This window comes from Micromonospora sp. NPDC023956 (assembly GCF_040639195.1).
Taxonomy (GTDB): domain Bacteria; phylum Actinomycetota; class Actinomycetes; order Mycobacteriales; family Micromonosporaceae; genus Micromonospora.
Map to the genome: position 1 here is coordinate 405628 of NZ_JBEZZN010000002.1, position 15371 is coordinate 420998.

The 15371-nt window shown below is 74.1% G+C and carries 17 protein-coding genes; 14 read left to right on the plus strand and 3 right to left on the minus strand.

Annotation, left to right across the window (positions count from 1 at the left end):
* Nucleotides 1–82: 82 nt before the first annotated feature.
* On the minus strand, nt 83–319 hold the full coding sequence (locus tag AB0F58_RS04330; RefSeq protein ID WP_357137697.1) for a hypothetical protein: 237 nt from the start codon (nt 317–319) through the stop codon (nt 83–85).
* A gap of 182 nt (nt 320–501) precedes the next feature.
* On the opposite strand from AB0F58_RS04330, the gene AB0F58_RS04335 reads away from it, so the two are divergent.
* Nucleotides 502–1464, plus strand: coding sequence for an L-threonylcarbamoyladenylate synthase (locus tag AB0F58_RS04335; RefSeq protein WP_357138690.1), 963 nt, complete (start codon nt 502–504; stop codon nt 1462–1464).
* Nucleotides 1465–1516: 52 nt separating this feature from the next.
* Here AB0F58_RS04335 and AB0F58_RS04340 read toward each other — a convergent pair whose 3' ends face one another.
* The gene (locus AB0F58_RS04340; protein ID WP_357137698.1) at nt 1517–3970 is read right to left on the minus strand and encodes a glycosyl hydrolase family 65 protein; all 2454 of its coding nucleotides are present in this window, start codon (nt 3968–3970) and stop codon (nt 1517–1519) included.
* A 156-nt stretch (nt 3971–4126) separates the two neighbouring features.
* Here AB0F58_RS04340 and AB0F58_RS04345 point away from each other — a divergent pair, with 156 nt between their 5' ends.
* On the plus strand, nt 4127–4762 hold the full coding sequence (locus tag AB0F58_RS04345) for a phosphatase PAP2 family protein (RefSeq protein WP_357137701.1): 636 nt from the start codon (nt 4127–4129) through the stop codon (nt 4760–4762).
* A gap of 66 nt (nt 4763–4828) precedes the next feature.
* Here the strand turns inward: AB0F58_RS04345 and AB0F58_RS04350 are convergent, their stop codons facing one another.
* Nucleotides 4829–5584 (minus strand): A24 family peptidase, encoded by a 756-nt coding sequence (locus AB0F58_RS04350; protein WP_357137703.1) that lies wholly within the window; start codon nt 5582–5584, stop codon nt 4829–4831.
* Between the two features lie 555 nt (nt 5585–6139).
* On the opposite strand from AB0F58_RS04350, the gene AB0F58_RS04355 reads away from it, so the two are divergent.
* The 12 genes from AB0F58_RS04355 to AB0F58_RS04410 all read left to right on the plus strand — a co-directional run bounded on the left by AB0F58_RS04355 (nt 6140) and on the right by AB0F58_RS04410 (nt 15363).
* Nucleotides 6140–6706: a hypothetical protein gene (locus AB0F58_RS04355; RefSeq protein ID WP_357137706.1), complete on the plus strand. Its 567-nt coding sequence runs from the start codon at nt 6140–6142 to the stop codon at nt 6704–6706.
* Nucleotides 6707–6807: 101 nt separating this feature from the next.
* Nucleotides 6808–7665 (plus strand): hypothetical protein, encoded by an 858-nt coding sequence (locus AB0F58_RS04360; RefSeq protein ID WP_357138693.1) that lies wholly within the window; start codon nt 6808–6810, stop codon nt 7663–7665.
* A 74-nt stretch (nt 7666–7739) separates the two neighbouring features.
* Nucleotides 7740–8321, plus strand: a complete 582-nt coding sequence (locus AB0F58_RS04365) for an SAF domain-containing protein (protein WP_357138695.1) — start codon at nt 7740–7742, stop codon at nt 8319–8321.
* A 2-nt stretch (nt 8322–8323) separates the two neighbouring features.
* Nucleotides 8324–9124 carry a ParA family protein gene (locus AB0F58_RS04370; protein WP_357137709.1) on the plus strand — a complete coding sequence of 267 codons (801 nt, stop codon included), beginning with the start codon at nt 8324–8326 and terminating at the stop codon, nt 9122–9124.
* Nucleotides 9114–10775: a CpaF/VirB11 family protein gene (locus AB0F58_RS04375; RefSeq protein ID WP_357137711.1), complete on the plus strand. Its 1662-nt coding sequence runs from the start codon at nt 9114–9116 to the stop codon at nt 10773–10775. The genes AB0F58_RS04370 and AB0F58_RS04375 overlap by 11 nt, the downstream gene beginning before the upstream one ends.
* Nucleotides 10776–10851: 76 nt before the next feature.
* Nucleotides 10852–11727, plus strand: a complete 876-nt coding sequence (locus AB0F58_RS04380) for a type II secretion system F family protein (protein WP_357138698.1) — start codon at nt 10852–10854, stop codon at nt 11725–11727.
* On the plus strand, nt 11727–12599 hold the full coding sequence (locus AB0F58_RS04385) for a type II secretion system F family protein (protein WP_357138701.1): 873 nt from the start codon (nt 11727–11729) through the stop codon (nt 12597–12599). The genes AB0F58_RS04380 and AB0F58_RS04385 overlap by 1 nt, the downstream gene beginning before the upstream one ends.
* Before the next feature lie 26 nt (nt 12600–12625).
* Complete coding sequence (locus AB0F58_RS04390; RefSeq protein WP_357137714.1) at nt 12626–12829, plus strand: hypothetical protein; 204 nt, start codon at nt 12626–12628, stop codon at nt 12827–12829.
* 38 nt (nt 12830–12867) lie between these two features.
* Nucleotides 12868–13278, plus strand: a complete 411-nt coding sequence (locus AB0F58_RS04395) for a TadE family protein (protein ID WP_357138704.1) — start codon at nt 12868–12870, stop codon at nt 13276–13278.
* Nucleotides 13275–13787, plus strand: a complete 513-nt coding sequence (locus tag AB0F58_RS04400) for a TadE/TadG family type IV pilus assembly protein (RefSeq protein ID WP_357137716.1) — start codon at nt 13275–13277, stop codon at nt 13785–13787. Before AB0F58_RS04395 ends, AB0F58_RS04400 begins: the two co-directional genes overlap by 4 nt.
* Nucleotides 13788–13843: 56 nt before the next feature.
* Nucleotides 13844–14272: a pilus assembly protein TadG-related protein gene (locus AB0F58_RS04405; protein ID WP_357137718.1), complete on the plus strand. Its 429-nt coding sequence runs from the start codon at nt 13844–13846 to the stop codon at nt 14270–14272.
* Nucleotides 14273–14286: 14 nt separating this feature from the next.
* Nucleotides 14287–15363, plus strand: coding sequence for a LysM peptidoglycan-binding domain-containing protein (locus AB0F58_RS04410; RefSeq protein WP_357137720.1), 1077 nt, complete (start codon nt 14287–14289; stop codon nt 15361–15363).
* Nucleotides 15364–15371: the final 8 nt, after the last annotated feature.

Consider the following 15371-nt stretch of genomic DNA (forward strand, 5'->3'; position numbering starts at 1 on the left):
TCCGACGCGTCGGACGGGCCGGTCAGGTGGGCACGGGACGCGTACCGCCAGCGCGACCGGCAGGAACCGTGGCGTCAGCGCGTCATTCCGTCGCGGCCGGCTTCCGCAGTTCCCGGAACGCCCGGTAGAGGCCCTGCGCGACCAGCACGCCGACCCCGGCGTTCACGACTGCCAGGGCGGACGCGATCCCCAGGTCCCGGCCGACGTCCAGCACCCCGGTGGCGACGAGGAGAGTCGGCCAACCCACCGCCGCGAGGAGCAGGGTCGTCTTCCACCACCGTCCCAGGAGGAGGCCGACCAGAAGCAGAGTCGGGATCATCCCGGCCTCCTCGGGCGTCGGTGGTTCGCGTCAGTAACAGTCGGACGGGCACCTCGCGGTTCCCTCGTCCGGCACCTCCCATCGGACCACGGCGCACCCCCCGGTTCAAGAGACCGCCCGCGTGCGGCCCGTCCCGCCCGGGACGTTAGCGTCGGGGCATGAGCGCGAAGTCCGCGCCGGTGCTGCCGGCGGCCAGCGGGGTGGCCGAGGCCGCCGCCGTCCTGCGGTCCGGCGGGCTGGTCGCCTTCCCCACCGAGACGGTGTACGGCCTGGGCGCGAACGCGCTCGACGCACGGGCGGCGGCCCGGATCTTCGCGGCCAAGGCCCGGCCCAGCTTCGACCCGCTGATCACCCACCTCGCCGACGTCGAGGACCTGACCGCGCTGGTCGGTGCGCTGCCGCCGACCGTGGCGGCCCTCGCCGAGCGGTTCTGGCCGGGCCCCCTGACGCTGATCGTGGACCGGCCGCCGGCCGTACCGCCGATCGTCACCTCCGGGCTGGCGACGATGGCCGTCCGGGTGCCGGACCACCCGGTCGCCCGGGAGCTGATCCGGCAGGCCGGGCTGCCGGTGGCCGCGCCGAGCGCGAACCGGTTCGGCATGCTCAGCCCGACCCGGGCCGAGCACGTGGTGGCCGGGTTGGGCGACGCGGTGGACCTGGTCCTCGACGGCGGGCCGACCCGGTGCGGCATCGAGTCCACCATCGTCGACGCGCGCGGCGACCAGCCGGTCGTGCTGCGGCTCGGCTCGCTGCCGGTGGAGGCGCTGGTCGAGGCGGTCGGCCCGGTCAGCGTCCGGCCGGGCAGCTCCGGCCAGCCGGTCGCGCCCGGCACCCTGGCCGCGCACTACGCGCCCCGCACCCCGCTGCGGGTGGTCGACGCCCCGGTGCCGACCCGGCCGGGCGACGGTACGCGCGGCTACCTTGCCCTGCGCGAGGTGCCGCCGGGGGCGTACGGGGCGGTGGAGGTGCTCGCCCCCGACGGCGACCTGACCGGGGCGGCAGCCCGGCTCTTCGACGCCCTGCACCGGCTCGACGCGACCGGGGTGACCGAGATCGTCGCCGAGCGGGTGCCGGACACCGGCCTCGGCCGGGCGATCAACGACCGGCTGCGGCGGGCCGCCGCCACCTGGCAGACGTCCGGATAGTCCGTCACCGGCCGGTCGGGCGGACCGCGACGGGCCCGGCCCGTCGGTCGACTCAGCCTGCTGAGCGGCGGGCCGGACGGCGGCCGGACGGCGTGGACGGCTCCGGGCCCGGGTCCGGCGGGGTGGGCAGCGGGCGGACACAGGGGTTCCCCCCGGTCACCCGGACGTGTTCACCGTCGTGCCAGAGGTGGATCTCCACCTCCGGACCGGCCCCGGGCAGGTCGTAGCGGACCTCGTCGGGGGTGACGGTGACCCGGAGCCGCTGCCCCCGCCAGAGCAGGCTGAACGCGAGCCGGGTGAGCCGCCGGGGCAGCCGGGGCACGAAGGAGAGTTCGCCCCGGTCGTCGCGCAGCCCACCGAACCCCTGCACCAGGGCGATCCACGCCCCGGCCAGCGCGGCGAGGTGCAGCCCGTCGGCGGTCTTGTCGCCGAGGTCCTCCAGATCCTGGAGGACCGACTCGGCGAAGTGGTCGTACGCCAGGTCCAGGTGGCCGACCTCGGCGGCCAGCACCGCCTGGCCGGGCGAGGAGAGCGACGAGTCGCGGACAGTGCGGGCCTCGTAGTACGCGAAGTTACGGGCCTTCTCCTCGGCGGAGAAGTCCCCCGGGCTGCGCAGCATGGCCAGCACCAGGTCGGCCTGCTTGACCACCTGCTTGCGGTACAGCTCCAGGTACGGGAAGTGCAGCAGCAGCGGGTAGTCGTCCTCGTCGGTGCTGTCGAAGTCCCACTCGGGGAGGTCGGTGAAACCGGCCGACTGCTGGTGCACCCCACGCTTCGAGTCGTACGGCAGGTGCACCGCGTCGGCGGCGGCCCGCCAGGCGGCCACCTCGGCGGCGTCCACCCCGAACCGGGCGGCCACCTCCGGGTGGGCCTCGGCGGCGTCGGCGGCACCCCGCAGGTTCCGCCGGGCCATCAAATTGGTGAAGACGTTGTCGTCGACCAGGGCGGTGTACTCGTCCGGGCCGGTCACCCCGCGCAGGTGGAACGAGCCGGTGTCGGACCAGTGCCCGAAGCCGTGCCAGAGCCGGGCGGTCTCCACCAGCATCTCCAGTCCGGCGTCGACGAGGAACTCCTCGTCGCCGGTGGCCGCCACGTAGCGCAGCACCGCGTCGGCGACGTCGGCGTTGATGTGCAGCCCGGCCGTGCCCGCCGGCCAGTAGCCGGAGCACTCCCGGCCGCCGATCGTCCGCCACGGGTAGCTCGCGCCGGGTAACCGCAACTCGGCCGCGCGTTCCCGCGCCTCGGGCAGGTGGGTGTGCCGCCAGTACAGCGCCGACCGGGCCATGGCCGGGGCGACGTAGGTGAGCACCGGCAGCACGTATCCCTCGGTGTCCCAGAGCACGTGGCCGTCGTAGCCGTTGCCGGTGAGGCCCTTGGCGGGAATGGTCCGGTTGCTCTCGGCCCGTCCCGCCTGGATGAGATGGAACAGGGCGAACCGGGTCGCCTGCTGGAGTTCCGGGTCGCCGTCGAGGACCACGTCGGCGGTGGTCCAGGCGGCGTCGAGCCAGGTGCGCTGCTCGACGAGGAGGGCGTCCCAGCCGACCGCACGGGCCTCGGTGGCGGCGTGCACCGCCCGGGAGGCCAGCTCCGTCGGGATCTCCGCCCCGGTTCCCCCCGGGTCGTCCGGCGACCGGTCCGCCGTCTCCGTCGGGTCGTCGACGACATCGGTACGGGTGCACTCGTACGCCGCGAACTTGGTCAGCCGGAGCCGCTGCCCGGGACGGAGCGGACCGCTGAGGGCGAGCCGGATCCGGTCGGGCCGGCAGTCGGTGTCGGTGGCGGTGGTGTCGGGGGCGTCGACGAGGTGCGCGACGGCAACGGCCACCCGCTGCCCGCTGCGGCCGGTTCGGTGCACCAGCACCCCGTCCGGCCCGTCGGACCGGCGGTACTCGGCGACCAACGGCTCGTCCAGGACGGTGGCGGCCCGGGGGTCGTCGGAGCGCTCCGGGACCCGCTGGTTGGCCACGAGGTCGGAGCAGACCCGCACGTCGACCGGCGCGTCCAGCGCCTCCACCTCCCACCGCACGGCGGCGACGCAGTGGTGGGCGAGCGAGACCAGCCGGGTGCTGCGCACGCGGACCCGGTGCCCGCCGGGGGACGTCCACTCGGTGTGCCGCTCCACCAGGCCGTTGCGCAGGTCGAGCACCCGCTCGTGCTCGTGCAGCGTGCCGGTACGCACGTCCAGCGGCTCGCCGTCGACCCAGAGGCGGATCAGCGCGGCGTTCGGCGTGCTGACCACCGTGTCGCTGAGCTGCGGGAAGGCGTACCCGTCCTCGGGGTAGCTCAGTTCCCGCCGCTCGTGGAAGCCGTTGAGGTAGCTGCCCGGCATGCCGTACGGCTCGCCCTCGTCGAGGTTGCCGCGCCAGCCCAGCCAGCCGTTGCTCAGCGCGAAGACCGACTCGGTCTCGGCGAGGCGGTCGGCGTCCGCCTCGGTCCGTCGGATCCGCCAGCCGTCGTCCTCGACGCGGCGGTCTTCCGGCTGGTCGCTGATGGTCGTGTCGGGCACACGGCCTCCCCGTGTTCAGGTGCGCTGACCATCGTCCAGTACCCGCCTGTGCGGCGGCTGAGACGAAAGTCAGGAGTGAGCTCCAACCTTCGCACACTGTGCCGGAAACCACCTGTTCCTACAGTCTGTACGAACTGGAAGGGGTATGAGCAATTGATGACGTTACAGCTGGTCGACCCGCAGGCGGACGTGCCGCCGTTCAGCAGGGACTGGTACCGGGACACCGTCGAGTTCGCCGACCGCACCCCGGAGCCGGTGCAGTGGTTCGCCGCGCACTTCACCGAGGGCTCGGTCGTCCTGCTCGGCCTGCTCTTCCTGCTGGCGGCCTGGCGGCGGTTCGGCGGGACGTCCCGCGACCGGGCGGCGGTGCTGGTCGCCCCGGTGGCGGTGGTCCTCGCCTACGGCCTGAGTGAGTGGATCAAGACCCTCGTCGACCAGGAACGGCCGTGCCGCGCCCTGACCGACCTGACCATCGTGGCCGGGCACTGTCCCCCGACCGGGGACTGGTCCTTCCCGAGCAACCACTCGACGATCGCCGGGGCGCTGGCGGCCACCACCCTCGTGCTCGGCCCCCGGCTGGGGCTGCTGGCCGTCCCGCTCGCCCTGCTGGCCGCGTTCTCCCGCACCTTCGTCGGGGTGCACTACCCGCACGACGTGGTCGCCGGGGTGCTGCTCGGCGCGCTGGTCGGCACCGTACTGCTGATGACCCTGACCGGACCGGCCGCCCGCCTGCTGGACCGTCGCCGCACCGGCCCGCCAACGCAGACGCGCACCCCCACCGGGGCCCGGTGACCACCTCCACCGGGGCCCGGTGATCCGACGGCCGATCCGGATTCCGCCCCGCCGGGACGGGTCGGTTCAGCCGAGCAGCGCCAGGGTGAGGGCGGTGCCGAGGATCAGGAACGGCCCGAACGGGAGGTGACTGGTCCAGCGGACCCGTCGGGCGGCCAACAGGATCCCGCTCACCAGCGCGGAGAGCAGGAAGGTCAGCATCAGCCCGAGCACCAGTGCGGGCCAGCCGTACCAGCCGAGCAACGCGCCCGTACCGAGTGCCAGCTTGGCGTCCCCCAGGCCGAAGCCGCGCCGCCCGAGCAGCAGCGTGGTGGCGGCGAAGCCGGCGGCCAGGGCCAGGCCGCAGACGGTGGCCCGGAGCCAGGGGCCCGGCCCGGGGCCGGTCAGCGCGGCTACCCCGAGCAGCAGCCAGGTGCCGGCGGCTGCCGGACCGGTCAGCCGGTCCGGCAGCCGGTGCACCGCCGCGTCCACCAGGGCCAGCGGCACCGCCCAGCCCAGCCACCAGCCCGTGGCGAGCAGGACGAACGGGGGCGCGTCCAGCGTCACCAGCAGCGCCAGCGCGGCGAGTACGGCCACCTCGACACTGCCGGGCGGCGGTCCCACCCGGGCCCGGCAGCGCGGGCAGCGGGCCAGCGGAGTGAGCGCCGGCACCGGCTGGTCCAGGCCGATCGGAGCGGCGCAGGCGACGCAGCCACTCCGGCGCGGCGTCTCCGGCGGTACGGCGTGCCGCAGCACGGCCAGGCGCAGGAGCGGGGTGAGGGCGAGGCCGGCGGCGAGGCGCAGCCAGACCGGGCGGATGGCCGACGGTCGGGTCAGCGTCATGTGGATCTCCTGGGGTTGGACCGGAACGGCGAACACGCAAAGTAGTTTCATCATCGGCGGAGCGCCATGTCCGGACGTGGGGGCAACCCCGCGCGCCGATCCGCGACCGGGTCTACCGGTCGACCGGCGCCACCCACCGTCCGGGCCGCCGACGAGCGCGCCGACGAGCGGATCCGTTGCCGCGCACCGGAATCTGCCGCGGAGCGCCCGGCCGGCCGGCCGACACGTCACGTGGTGGCGGCACGAGCCGGGCGACGCACCCCGACAGGCGACGACCTGACCGCTGCATCCCACCACCCCCGACCACGGAGAGTATTCACACCAATTGCCTCTGTTGCATCGGCCGTCGTCAGCCTATGCTCGCCCCTTGGGTGGGACGCAACGGTCGACGGAACAGGTCGACCAGTGATCGGGCAGAGACCCGACGCAGAAATCGGCATATATCAGCAACAGTAAATACAGATAGAAGATCGAATCATCCGGACCGGGGCATCCGGAGGCGCTGCCGCATACCCGGAAACCGGCTGGACGGGCTCCGCATCGAGGAGGGCGGCGTTGCGAGCACGGCATCCCCGGCGTTGGACGGCCTACCTCGTCGCGCTCCTGATTCTCGGCACCGGTGCCGCCTGCGGGGCGGATCCCGAGCGGCCCGGCCGGATCACGGCGGAACAGGAGCCCCGCATCCCCGAGGACCGGAAAGCGGAGGAAACGGCGGCCCGAAAGGCGGCTCTCGCGGCGTACGCCGGATATCTGACGGCGTCCCGGACAGCCAGTGCACGTAGTGATCCACATCATCCCGAGCTGGCCAAATACCTGGCAGATCCCCTTCTGACCAGGGTTCGGCTGGTCATTCGCGAGACGAAGGAGCACGGTGCCATGCGTACCGGAAAGCTCGTTTCCGACCCGACCGTCACCGTGGTCAGCCTGGACACCGTCCCGGCCACCGTGGAGATCCAGGACTGTCTCGACGCGACGGACTACAAGCTGGTCTACGCGAAGACCCGCAAGGTCGTCCCGGGCACCGGGGCGGGACGCCACCTCGCCACGGCGACCGCGACCCGCTCTTCCGACGGGCGCTGGCTGATCAGCGCCGGGGTCGCCCACGAGGACCAGCCGTGCTGACCCGGGAGGCGACCACGGACCGCCGGGAGGGCACCGGGACCGGCCGCGCACCGGTCGGTCGACTGGTCGCCGCTCTGCTCGCCACCCTCACCGGACTGGCCATGACCCTGACCGCTCCCGCGCCCGCCGTCGCCGACCCGGGGGCCGAGTGCCCGGTGGGGCAGACCGACTGCAGCGTCTGGGACGAGGAACCGGGCACCCCGGGCGGTCCGGGCGGCCCCGGCGGTGGCGACGGCGGTGGCGACGGTGGCGGTGGCGGCCCGGCCAAGTGCCAGTGGAAGGGCAAGCCCGTCGCCTGCTACGACGACGTCCTGGGTTGGTTCAACAACAGCGACGGCTGCTACTACAAGCTCGCCACGAATTCGCCGCCGGCCGACGAGGGCATGCAGTGGTACGCCAAGACCTGCTACAACCCGGGCGGTGACCTGTCTTCGACAGTCACCATTCAGCTGCCTGCCCCGCCGCCCGGATTCGGTGCGCCGCCGGATCCGGAGGAGCTGGCGTTCCGGGCGCTCGCCTCGATCGACCTGCTCCCGCCGGGCATCTCGGTGGCTCCGCGCAAGAGCCAGGGGCCGGGGCTGGTCGGGCTCCCGGTCTGGATGTGGGCCAGCCCCGGTCCGAACTACTTCGGCGAGCTGTCCGCGTCCGCCTCGGAACGCGGCCTGACCGTGACCATCACGGCCAAGGTGAAGCGGGTCGTCTGGGCCATGGGCGACGGCGAGACGGTCGAGTGCACCGGGCCGGGCACGCCCTACTCGACCTCCGGCCCGCGCGCCGGTCAGGAGTCGCCCGACTGCGGCTACCGCGGGTACCGCAAGGCGGGCACGTACCAGGTGAACGCCACCACCCACTGGGTCGTGGAGTGGAACGGCGGTGACGAGAGCGGCACCATCCCGGTCACCCGGACCAGCCGCAACCTAGAGATCCAGATCAACGAGCTTCAGGTGGTGACCCAGTGAGCCTGGCGACGCGCAACGGGCCGGGGCCGGTGGACGCCCCGGTCGCCCCGCCGAGGGTGGTCCGGCAGCGACGGATGCGACCCGGCCTGCTCGGCCTGGCGGTGCTCCTGATCGCGCTGGGCGGCCTCGGCGCGGCCTTCGCGGTCACCTCGGTCCGGGCCACCGGCACGTACCTCGCCGTCGCCCGCCCGGTCGCGGTGGGCACCGTGCTCAGCGCGGACGACCTGACGTCGGTGCAGGTGGCCGGCGGTCAGGGCCTGAAGCCGGTGCCAGCCGCCGACATCGACGACGTGATCGGCAAGCGGGCGGCGGTCACCCTCACCCCGGGCACCCTGGTCACCGAGGCCCAGCTCACCGACAAGCCGCTGCTCGGTCCCGACCAGCAGCAGCTCGCCCTCGGCCTCAAGCCCAGCGAGGTGCCGGCCCGCACGCTGCGCCCCGGTGACCGGGTGCTGCTGGTGAGCACCCCGGTGAAGACCAGCGACGGCCGGACGACGAATTCCGCCACCCGGTTCACCGCCACCGTCATCGACAGCGACACCCCGGAGACCAGCACCGTCGTGGTCTACCTGGCGGTGTCCGTCCGGGACGTGCCGGCGGTGGTGGCGCTCGCCGCCGAACAACGGATCGCCCTCGTGCTGACCGGGTCGGTCTGAGCATGGCGGTCATCGCGCTGGTCTCGGCGAAGGGCTCGCCCGGGGTGACCACCTCGGCGCTGGCCTGCACGCTGAGCTGGCACCGCCGGCTGGTGCTGGCCGAGTGCGACCCGGCCGGCGGGTCGGTGCTCGCCGGCTACCTGGGCGGGGTGCTCGACGGGCCCCGGGGCCTCGGCGAGCTGGCCGTCGGGGAACTGCGCGACGGCAACCTGGAGGCGTCGTTCTGGTCGCAGCTGGTCGACCTGGACGCGCCCAAGCGGGAGCGACTGCTCCTGCCCGGCGTGGTCGACCCGGTCCAGGCCGGCAGTGTGACCCCGCTCTGGCAGCGGTTCGCGGACTTCTTCGGCACCCTGGAGAACGGCACCCCCGGGTACGACGTGCTCGTCGACTGCGGCCGGCTGGCCGTGGTCGGCCCGCCCTGGCCGGTGCTGCGCGCCGCCGCGGTCGTGCTGGTGGTGACCCGGGCCACCCTGCCCGCCATCTCGGCGACCCGGTCGCTCGTCCGGACCATCGGGCGGGACTTCACCGAGCACCGGGTGGCCCCCGGCTCGCTGCGCCTGCTGGTGGTCGGTGACGGGCACCCCACCAGCGACATCAGCAAGGCGCTCGGGCTGCCGGTGATCGCCCGGCTGCCGGACGACCCGCGTACCGCCGGGGTGCTCGGCCTCGGCGGCACGGTCCGCGCCGGACGGCCGCTGATGCGTGCGGCGGGCGCGCTGGAGGTGCCGGTCGGCGCGCTGCTCGACCGGCGGCGGGCCCGCCTGGGCTGGCCCACCGGCCAGGGGGTGCCCCATGCGGTTTGAACCGGTCCAGCACGACCCGCGCGCCGCCTCGGCGACCTCGGTCACCCCGCCGCTGGCCCCCGCCAACGGACACCGCCACCCGCCCGGCCCGCACGGGCCGCCGCAGCCCCCGTCGGCGGCGCGGGACCAGCCGGGCCGTCGCCCGACGAACGGGCACCCCCACCCGGCCGGGCCGAACGGGCATCCGGCCGGGCCGCACGGCCACCATCCCGGTGGCGGCAGCGGAGTGGCCCTGGCACCGGCTCCCGCGTCCACCCCGCCGCCGCGCCCCCGGATCGACTTCACCGTCGTCCGGGAGCTGCGCCGGGAACTGAGCGAACGCCTCACCCTCTGGCAACGCGGCCGGGACTTCACCGTCGACGAGGAGGACGTCGAGCGGGCCCGGATCGCCGTGGACGTGGTCGCCGAGTACGCCGACGCGGTGCGCCGCGCCGGCACGCCGATGCCGGCGGACGAGGAACGACAGCTGCTCCACCAGGTGACCGCCGAACTGGTCGGACTCGGCCGGCTCCAGACCCTGCTGGTCGACCAGACCATCGAGGAGGTGCACATCCTCGGCTGCGACCAGGTGCGCGTCACCCGGCGCGGCGGCGGCGTGGACTGGGCCGACCCGATCGCCGACAGCGACGAGGAACTGGTGGAGATCCTCCAGGCCGCCGCCCGCCGGTCCGGGGCGACGGAGCGGTCCCTCTCCACCGCCAAGCCCACCCTGGACCTGCAACTGCCCGACGGCAGCCGGCTCGCCGCCGTCTACCTGGTCAGCAGCCGCCCGTACGCGGTGATCCGGAAGCACAACACCCTCGACGTCAGCCTGGACGACATCGCCGGCTTCCGCGCCGACCTCGACGAGATGGTCGACGTGCTGCTCCGGGACTTCCTCCGGGCGGCCATGCGCGCCGGGCTGAACATCATGGTCGCCGGGCTGGCCGGGGCGGGGAAGACCACCGTGGTCCGGGCGCTGATGGACGAGATCCCACCGGACGAGCCGTTCGTGCTGCTGGAGGAGAGCCGGGAGCTGCTGCCGGCCCGTCGCCAGCTCCGGCACCGGGCGGTGATGAGCTTCGAGTCCCGGGAGGGGCACGGCGAACGCGGCCTGGACGGCCGACCGGCCGGTGAGGTGACCATCGCCGACCTGATCCCGGTGTCGCTCCGGATGGGTGTGCTGCGGATCGTCGTCGGCGAGGTGCGCTCCCGGGAGATCGTGCCGATGCTCCAGGCGATGACGACCAGCCGGGGCTCGATGTGCACCATCCACGCCCGGACCCCCGCCGGGGTGACCGAACGGATCATCGAGCTGGCGCTCGCGCACGGCCGGGAGATGACCGTCGACCAGGCCCGCCGGATGGCCGGCAACGCGCTGGACCTGATCGTCTACGTGAACGTCGAGGACGAGACCGCGATCGGCGGGCGCAAGCACCGCTTCGTCTCGCACGTGGAGGAGGTGATCGGGGCCGGCGAGGGCAGCCGGATCACCACCACCGAGGTCTTCGGCCCCGGACCGGACGGCCGGGCGGTGCCGAAGCACCTGCCCGAGCGGATCCGTCAACAGCTCCTCCGGGTCGGCTACGACGCCCGGCTGCTCAGCCCGTACATCGAGGTGGGCACCGGGGCGTGGCGACGGCCCGTGCAGACGCGGCTGGGTCGGCGGTGATCGCGGTGGCCGGACCGGTCGGGCACCGGACGGGGCCGGGGGTGGTCCCGTGATCGCCAACGTCGAACTGATCGCCATGGTCTCCGGGGCGGCCTGCGTGGCCGGGCTGGTGCTGGCGGTGGTCGCCCTGGTCGGCACCACCCGCCCGCCGGGCCCCGGACCGGGTGGCGGGAGAGGGCTGCGCCGACTCTGGCTGGGCTCCGGCACCAGCCGCCGGGAGCGGCAGCGTCACCAGGCCCTGCTGGTGGGGGCGTTGGTCGCCGGCGCGCTGGCGTTCCTGCTCACCGGACTGCCCGTGGTCGGGTTGCTGGTCGCCGTGGCGGTGCCCGGCGCGCCGTGGCTCTTCTCGGTCGGTCAGGCCGAACAGCGGGCCATCGCCCGGATCGAGGCGGTCGGCGAGTGGACCCGTCGGCTCAAGGACATCTCCGCCACCGGCCAGGGCCTCCAGCAGGCCATCGTCGGCACCATCGCCACCGCGCCCCCGGAGATCGAGGAGGAGGTACGGCTGCTCGCCGCCCGGCTCCAGGCCGGCTGGGTGGCCCGTCCCGCGCTGCTCGCCTTCGCCGACGACATCGGCGACCCGGTCGCCGACCAGGTGGTGGCGGCGCTGATCCTGCACCTCACCGACCGGGGCGAGCGCCTCGGCGACGTGCTCGGGTCGATCGCCGGGGCGGCGGCGGCCGAGGTGGCGACCCGCCGGGAGATCGAGGCGAAACGCACCCAGCCCCGGTTCGCGGTCCGCTTCCTCACCGGGATGACCCTGGCCACCATCGCGTACGGGCTGCTGAACACCGACTACATCCGCCCGTACGGCACCCCGACCGGGCAGGTGGTGATGGTGGTGCTCGGTGGCCTCTTCGTCGCCCTGCTGGCCTGGGTACGGTCGATGAGCCAGCCTCCGCGTCCGGCGCGCTTCCTGCCCGCCCCCGACCCGGAGGACGCGCTCGCATGATCCTCAACTGGCAGCTCACCCTGGCCGTCGTCGGCGGCACGGCCGTCGGGCTGGGCGTGTTCCTGGTGGTGCGGGAGCTGTTGCCGGCCACCCCGGCGCTGGGACCGGCGTTGCGTCGGCTGCACCAACCGCCGGCCGCCGCCCGGCCGGTGACCGCGTCCGCCGACCGGAACCCGGAGTGGCTGACCGGGGCGGCCCGCTGGCTGCGCCCGCCGCACCGGCAGCTCGCGCTGATCGGCCAGACCCCCGAGCAGTACGCCCTCTCGGTGCTGCTCTCCGCGCTGATCGGGCTGGCCTCGCCGACCATGTTGGCCGTCGCGCTGTCCACGTTCGGGATGGGGCTGCCGTTCGTCGTCCCGGTGCTGGGCAGCCTGGGCGGCGCGTTCCTCGCCGCGCTGCTCGCCCACCGCACGGTACTGGAGAAGGCGGACAAGGCGCGGGCGGAGTTCCGCCAGGCGGTCTGCACCTACCTCGACCTGGTCGCCCTGCAACTCTCCGCCGCGCACGGGCCGGTGCAGTCCCTGGAGCGGGCGGCGGAGGTCTGCGACGGCTGGGTCTTCGACCGGATCCGCGAGGCGTTGCGGATCGCCCAGATGCAGATGCACTCACCCTGGGACGAGCTGCGCGACCTCGCCGACAAGATCGGCATCCCGGAGCTGGGCGACGTGGGCGCGATCATGCGTTCCTCCGGCAGTGAGGGCGCGCAGGTGCACGAGACCCTGCGCAGTCGCGCCGACGCGCTGCGCGACCAGATCCGCACCGACAACCTGGCCCACGCCGAGGGCATCACCAGCCGGCTCGACATCCCCGGCTCGCTGCTGGTGTTCGTGCTGCTCGGCTTCATCGCCTACCCGTTCGTCGCCCGACTGTGAGCCATCCCGACGACAAGGAGAACGTCATGGCCTTCTTCACCTACCTGCACGTGGCGGTCAGCACACGCCTGGCCGAGTTGCGCCGCGACGGCGAACGCGGCGACAGCCCGGTCCCCACCGCAGTGATCATCTTCGGCCTGGTCGCCGCCGCCGCAACCGTCACCGCGATCGTCGCCACCAAGGCCGAGGGCTGGATGAACGCCATCGAGGGCCCCGGGTCGACGCCCTGACCGACGTGCTCCTACGCCTCTCTCTCCCCGGTCGCCGGGTGGTCGCCGCCACCCGGCTCCGGCTCGTGTCCGGCGGGGTCGACCGGGGGGCCAACCCGGTCGAGCTGGCCGTGGTGATGCCGGCGATCCTGCTGCTCCTCTTCGGCTCGATCCAGGTCGCCGCCTGGTTCCTGGCCCGGAGCACCGCCATGCACGCCGCCCAGAGCGGGGTGACCGCGCAACGCGTCCACCAGGCGCCCGCCGGGGCGGGCGTGGAGCGGGGCAACGCCTTCCTCGCCGCCGCCGGGGACTGGCTGGCCAAGCCGGAACTGAGCTGTGTCACCACGGCCACCGAGGTCACCTGCACGGTGACCGGAAAATCGATCTCCGTGGTCCCCGGCGTGCACCTGTCGGTGTCGCAGACCGCCCACGGCACGGTGGAGCGCTGGACCACGGCGGGCGACCCGTGAGCCGGGGGTTCGCCGGGCGCCGGTTCCCCGGCCGTCGGCGGGGCGGACGGGACACCGAGCGGGGATCCGTGTCGGTGGAGGTGGCCGTCCTCGCCCCGGCCTTCATCGCGCTGATGGTGCTCGCCGGGGTCGCCGGGCGTACCGCCGTGGGAGCGGAGGCGATCCAGGCCGCCGCACACGACGCGGCCCGCGCCGCCTCGATCTCCCGGGACGCCGGCACCGGCCGGGACGCCGCCGTCGCCGCCGCCGGGAGACAGCTCGACTGGCAGGGACTGGACTGCGTCGGCCCGCCGTCGTTCCGCTTCACCGGCTCGGTCGGTGGCAGGGCAACCAGCTTCGGGGCGGCCTACCAGGCCGCCCCCGGGGAACCGGCCGCAGTCTCCGTGCAGGTCAGCTGCACTGTCTCGTTCGCCGACATCCACCTGTCGAGTCTGCCCGGGATGCCGGCCGGCCGGCTGGTGTCGGCGCGTTTCACCTCGCCCTTGGACAGCTACCGGAGCCGGGAATGAGCCGCCGACGGCACCCGGGGCCGAGGCCGAGCAGCCGACGGTCGCCGCCGCAAGGGTTGCCCGGGTGGTCGATCCGGGCGGACGAGGGGCGGGTCAGCCTCTTCCTCGCGGTGAGCATGATCGGCGTACTCATGATCATCGGGCTCGCCTTCGACGGCGCCGGACAGCTGCGCACCATGCACCGGGCGGACAACCTCGCCGCCGAGGCGGCCCGCACCGGCGGCCAGGCCATCGACCGCGCGCAGGCGATCAACGGCGGCAAGAAGGAGATCGACGAGGCCGCCGCCACCGTCGCGGTCCGGCACTACCTCTCCGCCGCCGGCGTCACCGACCACACGGTCAGCTTCCCCGTCGTCGACGGCGAGAAGCGCATCACCGTCCGACTCAGCATCACCTACGACAGGTACCTGCTCGGCTTGTTCGACCTCACCGACTCCGTGACCGTCTCCGGCGAGGCGACCGCGCGCGCCATCACCGGACCGTAGAGAGGAAGGCCGTTATGGCCGCATCCCGTTCCGCCCGGCGGACCGGCCAGGTCCTCACCGGCTTCGGCGCGCTCGTCGTGCTCGGCACGGTACTGGTCGGGGGTCCCGTCGCCCTCGTCGCCCTCGCCGGTAACCCACTGCCCGCCGAGGTGCCCACGCTGGACGCCGTCGGCACGGCCCTGACCAGTCGGGACGACGGGCAGCTCTTCCTCCGGGCGCTGGCGGTGCTCGGCTGGTTCGGGTGGGCGACCTTCGCCTTCTCCGTCCTGGTGGAACTCTTCTCCCAGGTACTGCGCCGGCCGACGCCGGCGCTGCCCGGCATGCGCAGCCAGCAACGGGCGGCGGCGGCGCTGGTCGGCTCGGTGGCCCTGATCATCGCGGCCAGCCCGGCGGCGACCGCGGCGACCGCCACCTACGGCATGTCGGCCCCCACCACCACCTACGCCGTGTCCGCATCGGGGCCGGCGACGGGTCCCGTCACCACCGCCACGGTGGCCCGGGGCGTGGCCCCGGTGGTCGGCGCGGTGGAGCGGACCACGACCACCGACCAGACCCAGGTGTACCGGGTGGCCAAGGGCGACTACCTGGGCGAGGTCGCCGAGCGCTACCTGGAGGACTTCCAGAGCTACCGGGTGCTGGTCAAGCTGAACAAGCTCGGCGATCCGGACCGGATCCACCCGGGACAGTTGATCAGGCTGCCCCACCAGGCCGACGACGGCGGTGCCCGACCGCACGCCAGCGGTCGGCTGGTGCAGAAGCCGTCCCCGCGTCCGACCCCGCCGCCAGCCTCCCCGGTTCCGGACGAGGTGCCGGACCAGGCTCCCCAGCAGGCCCCTGACCAGGGTCCACGCCAGGTCACGCCGGAGCCGCCGACCACCGACTGGCCGCAGGAGGAGGCCCCGCCGATGACCGTCGGGGCGGCCCGTCCGGGCCAGGACGACCGGGTCAACCGGCCGCTGGCCGTCTCCGCCGTGGTGGCCGTGGCGAGCATCATCGGCGCGCAGATCGGGGCGGTGCTCGGCCTGCGCCGTCGGCCGGCCCCGTCGGCGGGCACCCGCGCCCTCGGCAACGGCCGGCACCGCCGCGACTAGCTCCGCCC

What these genes read in the sequence shown, in the direction of transcription:
- AB0F58_RS04375 (WP_357137711.1), top strand. Translation starts at nt 9,114, where the DNA reads ATGCGGTTTGAACCGGTCCAGCACGACCCGCGCGCCGCCTCGGCGACC.
- AB0F58_RS04380 (WP_357138698.1), top strand. Translation starts at nt 10,852, where the DNA reads ATGGTCTCCGGGGCGGCCTGCGTGGCCGGGCTGGTGCTGGCGGTGGTC.
- AB0F58_RS04360 (WP_357138693.1), top strand. Translation starts at nt 6,808, where the DNA reads ATGACCCTGACCGCTCCCGCGCCCGCCGTCGCCGACCCGGGGGCCGAG.
- AB0F58_RS04350 (WP_357137703.1), bottom strand. Translation starts at nt 5,584, where the DNA reads ATGACGCTGACCCGACCGTCGGCCATCCGCCCGGTCTGGCTGCGCCTC.
- AB0F58_RS04370 (WP_357137709.1), top strand. Translation starts at nt 8,324, where the DNA reads ATGGCGGTCATCGCGCTGGTCTCGGCGAAGGGCTCGCCCGGGGTGACC.
- AB0F58_RS04330 (WP_357137697.1), bottom strand. Translation starts at nt 319, where the DNA reads ATGATCCCGACTCTGCTTCTGGTCGGCCTCCTCCTGGGACGGTGGTGG.
- AB0F58_RS04365 (WP_357138695.1), top strand. Translation starts at nt 7,740, where the DNA reads ATGCGACCCGGCCTGCTCGGCCTGGCGGTGCTCCTGATCGCGCTGGGC.
- AB0F58_RS04345 (WP_357137701.1), top strand. Translation starts at nt 4,127, where the DNA reads ATGACGTTACAGCTGGTCGACCCGCAGGCGGACGTGCCGCCGTTCAGC.
- AB0F58_RS04410 (WP_357137720.1), top strand. Translation starts at nt 14,287, where the DNA reads ATGGCCGCATCCCGTTCCGCCCGGCGGACCGGCCAGGTCCTCACCGGC.
- AB0F58_RS04390 (WP_357137714.1), top strand. Translation starts at nt 12,626, where the DNA reads ATGGCCTTCTTCACCTACCTGCACGTGGCGGTCAGCACACGCCTGGCC.